Source organism: Paenibacillus cymbidii, from assembly GCF_004764705.1.
GTDB classification, from domain to species: Bacteria; Bacillota; Bacilli; order Paenibacillales; family NBRC-103111; genus Paenibacillus_AN; species Paenibacillus_AN cymbidii.
In genome coordinates this window covers 1-3,193 of record NZ_SHLX01000067.1, presented here as the reverse complement: position 1 = coordinate 3,193, position 3,193 = coordinate 1, and the positions used below count along the sequence as shown (strand labels likewise).

Genomic DNA, 3,193 nt, shown 5'->3' with positions numbered 1-3,193 from the left:
TTGGGCTACGTCCGCAAGCCGGGAAACACTTTCGATTCATTTTTCAAAGATCACTGTCTTAAAGAGTCTAAAAAAATATTCAAGAGCAACCACCAATCGGTAGCTGCTCTTAGCATACAAGGAGAGATCACAATGAGTTCGGAATTACAAATGAAAGGAATTGGACAAATATCGATTCGTGTGCATGATATGGAAGCTGCGACTCGGTTCTACCAAGAGACTTTGGGTCTAACCCTATTGTTTCGGGTTCCCAACATGACATTTTTCGATTGTAACGGCATTCGCATTTTACTGGGCACTGCGGAGGATCCCAAGTTCGATCATCCCAGTTCTGTGTTCTATTTCAATGTCGACAACATTGACTCGGCGTACGAAACATTAGTCAATCGGAATGTACAATTTTTGGGTAAGCCGCACAAAGTCGCTGAGATGGGTCAAACAGCAACTTGGATGGCGTTTTTTCATGACCCGGACCAAAATGTACATGCCCTGATGAGTGAAGTAACCGTCTCAAAATGATTGATGATTTGGTCATCCGGATATCGGGTGACCTTTTCTGTTTCGGGAAACCCATGCGGGACGGCTTGCGGGAAAATCAAACCTTTTCGTCAACGGCTGCTCCCGCCACAACGTCTTCAGTCGGGCGTCAGGGACCTCGGTCACTTTGGATTGAGGTACGAGGACTATGGACTACCAGGAAGCTGCCCCGAGTTAATTTTGATAAAGGGGATGGACGAGCGAACGTATATTCGCTACAATGGAAGCGGATACAACTTCCAGACTTCGGAGAGGTTTCGGAAACGGCACGGTTCGGCGAAATTTGTTCAGGAGGCGTTCCCAGTGGCCCAACGGTTGAATGTGCTTGTCGGCACCAACAAAGGCATTTTTATGTATCGTTCGGATGAGGGAAGGCGGAAGTGGACGCTTGAAGGGCCGTTTTTGTCCGGCTGGGAAGCGTACAGCGTGCTTGGCGACAGCCGCCACGGCAACCGGATCTTCGCCGGGGTTTCGCATGCGGCGTACGGGCCGACGATTCGCGTCAGCGACGATTGGGGCGCGACATGGACGCAGATTGCCGACGGTCCGGCATATGCGAAGGAGAGCGGGTTCGCGCTGAACCGGATTTGGCAGCTCGTCCCCGGCCATGCGTCCGAGCCCGACACGTTGTTCGCCGGCGTCGAAGAAGCGGGGCTGTTCGTCAGCCGGGACCGCGGCGCGACTTGGCGCGAATTGGACGGCTTGACGAAGCATCCGAGCAGGCCGGGCTGGTTCCCGGGAGCCGGCGGCATGTGCTTGCACACGATTCTGATCGATCCGCGCGACGCCCGGCGCATGTGGGTGGCGATGTCGGCCGTTGGCGTATTCCGCACGGAGGACGGCGGGACAACGTGGCAGGCGCGCAACGTTGGGCTTGCAAGGGTGCCGACAGGGCAGCCTTACCCGGAGGTCGGCTATTGCATCCACAAGATCGTGCTTGACCCGTCCCAGCCTGACACGTTGTATATGCAAGAGCATAGCGGCGTGTTCCAATCGAACGACGGCGGCGATTCGTGGTTCCCGATCGAGGAAGGGCTGACCGTGAAGGAAGGAGATGCGCCGTTCGGGTTTCCGATTGCCGTATCGCCGGACGGCGACCTGTTCCTGTTGCCGCTGGAAAGCAGCGAACAGCGATCGATGCGGGACGGCAAGCTGCTCGTGTACGGCAGGCCGCGCGGCGAGGCGGGCTGGCTGCCGATCGGCGACGTGCTGCCGGAAGAGCAGCGGCATGTCAGCGTGCTGCGCGACGCGATGGCGGTCGACGCGCTCGATCAGTATGGCGTCTATTTCGGTACAACATCGGGCGAAGTGTTCTGCTCTCTGGACCGCGGCAGGACATGGGAGCGGCTGCCGGGGCAACTTTCGCGCATCCTGTGCGTGAAGCCGTGGATCACGGAGGAATGAAATGAAGATCGAAATCAGCGTCCCGGGCCTGCTGCGGGATTGCACCGGCGGGCGCAACCGCTTCGAGTTGGACGCGGAAACGGTGGGCGGCGCAATCGAGGCGCTGTTCGCCGCTTATCCGCTGCTGCGCGTTCACGTTTACGATGAAGCCGGCGATGTGCGGCGGCATGTGCTGCTTTTCTACAACGATGCCAATATCGCCTGGATGGAGTCGCTGGACGTGCCGCTGCGCGCGGGGGACAAGCTGCATGTGTTCCAGGCGGTGTCGGGCGGGTAGCGGGGGAGACGGATGAAGCGGCGACGGTTGGCGGTGGCGATCGGCTGCCGCCTGATGCCGGACGGTTGCCAGGATATCCTGCCGCCGAGGGAAGCGCCTGGAGGTACGGCAGCAGGGGACGAGCGGAGAATGGTGCGAAGAAAGGTGCGAAGAAAGGTGTGGAACAAACCGGTCATTTCGTGCAAAGCACCGCTTGTCATCGAAATTGGCCGTAAAATGGTAAGTCGACAAATGGTGTATACCTTCGGGAAAGCACAGAGAGAGCCGCATATAGTCGAAAATCATACAGAATGAGCAGCGTCCGCGCCCAAACCAACGATTAGGCTCGAAAAATCATACAGAATGAGCAGCGTCCGCAGCCAAGCCAACGATTATACTCGAAAAATCACACAGAATGAGCAGCATCCGCGCCCAAGCCAATGATTATACTCGAAAAATCATACAGAATGAGCAGCATCCGCGCCCAAGCTAATGATTATACTCGAAAAATCATACAGAATGAGCAGCGTCCTCCCCCAGACCAACGATTATGCTCGAAAATCATAGTAAATCAGCCATTTAGATATCGGGCTTGGCGATTCCCCCCTTTTAAGGGGAGATTTTTTCTTGCAGCCTGTAATGTTTGTGACCTCAGTTGTGGACGTTCGATCTTCTCATGAGCTGGTTCTATGGCTAGATGCTTGACGGAATTCACCACTCTTATTTAGGAAATTGCGACCTGTTTTTTGATGCTAACGGAACGAGGCGCTCTTATTTTCGCATGTTTCGCCTCATTTGATGTTTTTTCATCCAATAGTGGCTGTCAGTTCCGTCCCTCGATAAAAGCGGTTCCTGGAGATAAATAAGGACTGTAGGTTCCGTCCCTCGTATTTAAGGGTATTTCTCACGAATGCTCAGCCATTCGCAGGACTTCATCGATTTTAATGTCAGATACAGCGGTGGAATGGTAGGACGCTGGGCCGTCGGTGGCGCGTT

3 protein-coding genes are annotated in these 3,193 nt (G+C 55.2%); all 3 read left to right on the top strand.

The window, feature by feature from the left end; translation table 11 throughout:
- On the top strand, window positions 1-519 hold a 519-nt coding region (locus EXY20_RS38635), incomplete at its 5' end, for a VOC family protein (RefSeq protein ID WP_235886406.1).
- Window positions 520-840: 321 nt separating this feature from the next.
- Window positions 841-1,941 (top strand): WD40/YVTN/BNR-like repeat-containing protein, encoded by a 1,101-nt coding sequence (locus EXY20_RS38625; protein WP_135557769.1) that lies wholly within the window; start codon window positions 841-843, stop codon window positions 1,939-1,941.
- 1 nt (window position 1,942) lies between these two features.
- Window positions 1,943-2,218, top strand: coding sequence for a MoaD/ThiS family protein (locus tag EXY20_RS38620; RefSeq protein WP_135557768.1), 276 nt, complete (start codon window positions 1,943-1,945; stop codon window positions 2,216-2,218).
- Window positions 2,219-3,193 lie beyond the last annotated feature (975 nt).